This window comes from Photorhabdus sp. RM323S (genome assembly GCF_042879375.1).
Lineage (GTDB): Bacteria > Pseudomonadota > Gammaproteobacteria > Enterobacterales > Enterobacteriaceae > Photorhabdus > Photorhabdus tasmaniensis.
Genome location: NZ_JBHFKZ010000136.1, coordinates 1 through 1749 on the forward strand (window position 1 = coordinate 1; position 1749 = coordinate 1749).

Annotated in this window: 2 pseudogenes; one reads left to right on the plus strand and one right to left on the minus strand. The window is 44.6% G+C overall.

The features are described from left to right. Nucleotides 1-1014, plus strand: a pseudogene (locus tag ACGF7G_RS22195) (hypothetical protein); the annotation flags it as partial. Here the strand turns inward: ACGF7G_RS22195 and ACGF7G_RS22200 are convergent. Beyond that, nucleotides 1003-1749 (minus strand): annotated as a pseudogene (locus tag ACGF7G_RS22200) (hypothetical protein); the annotation flags it as partial. The pseudogenes ACGF7G_RS22195 and ACGF7G_RS22200 sit on opposite strands and share 12 nt — an antisense overlap.

Sequence of the window (1749 nt, forward strand, 5' to 3'; positions counted from 1 at the left end):
GTGGAATTGGCTAAAAGTGCTGCTCCGAAAAAATCTCGTGATGCGTTTACATGTGGCAGTCTAGACGTGGACGCAGATCATGAATATGCAGGATTGAGATTGATAAAAAAGGACGGAAAATATGTACAGATAGCAACTAATCCCGATGGGCAGGACCCGCTAACCATCTATTATCGTGACAATGCAGGTAATACCATCTATTACGCAAATTTACAGAAGAAATCCGGCACGTTAGCAACACTTGATGATGCTATTAACACGGATGGCGGAGTTGTTGGTGAAAATTCATATTCTACGACAAATAACTTTGATAACGTTCGTCCGAACTCAACATATTTCGGCTATGCCGGAGTAATGAATGCTCCGGCTGAGACTGGATCGGGAATTAGATTTTCACATTCAACGACTGGACCATTTAAATTGTACGATTTGATGATCCACTCAGCGTATGGAAGCGGTACTTTATATTACAGGTCGAAAAACGGCGATGGCGCTGGCAAATGGAATCCGTGGTACATGGTCTGGTCAACACTCAACGCTAAACCGGACGCTAATGGATTCCTTAAGAAGTCATCCCCGATAGTAGAAATCTACCCCGATGGCACATTTACAACGAACGAAGAATCTGAGGGGGCAGAAGTTACAAAAGAGGCAACAGGCACCTACCGCATATCAAATATTTCCGGTTACAACATAGATAAGGGATGGGGTGTACACGGTGGTATCTCAGCACCGAAGGATAATAATGGGTCAGAGCTGATTTTTGTCGATGACAGAGTTCAATGTGACGGCTCTATCATTATTGAAACCTTCCACCGTCAACACCCACATTTACCTGAAAGATTCCAAAACTGGCGACTTAAATCTATTGATGACAACGGGGGCAGAGTATTTTACAAAGACGGAGAACCTTGTGATATTCCCGAGCATTGTCGCTTAGATGTTCGTGTCCAGATGCCAGCTGACTCAATTTGGAATCAGCGGCAACGGGCAGCAGAGGAGTTAAGTCGATAACTTCTCATCATCAGCGCCAAGCATTTGCACACGGACTGATACGAACCTTCCGAGAGGAATATCAATCAAATCACCGTTCGCGTAGCCCTCTCTCATATTTCTAGCAAATACTGGCGCGTCTGGATGCTTACGATGGTATGTCATCAATTTGATGGCACCATCTGGCATAATTTCGTAATCAACCCAAATCAGCGGCAACTTATTTTTGCACAGAGGTATTTCAATTCCGCCATCTGTGCCGCCCCATGTCGCATCTGCATTAAATCCGAGGGTACCGCTGACGAGATAGACACCCTCTGAAAGTCTCTCGACTGTTGCATCTTTTGACTCGTCGTTCGTTGTGAATGAACCGTCTGAGTGGATTTCTACTATCGGGGAGGATTTCTTAAGGAATCCATTAGCGTCAGCAATGCAGTTTCTACCAAAAACCAACACTTGATTACCGTTTGCTTCAATTTGCCCACTACCAGAAACTGTTAACACTCGTTTCCTATTGATATCTACTGCATATCCAAGTGTATCCCTGCCGATGCCGCGAATTATCCCGGTTCTGACGTCATTGTCATACCAATTGTAATGAGAATAAGAAACAAGGTTTCCTGAGGGTAATCCGCCGCCCGACGACACAAGCATCACAGCATTACGTTCTACGGGAATTGTTTCAACATGTTTAAAGCTAAAAAATCCCGGATAATTTCCCCCCGTTGCTGACACGGCATTCTTAGCCTTAGTCAC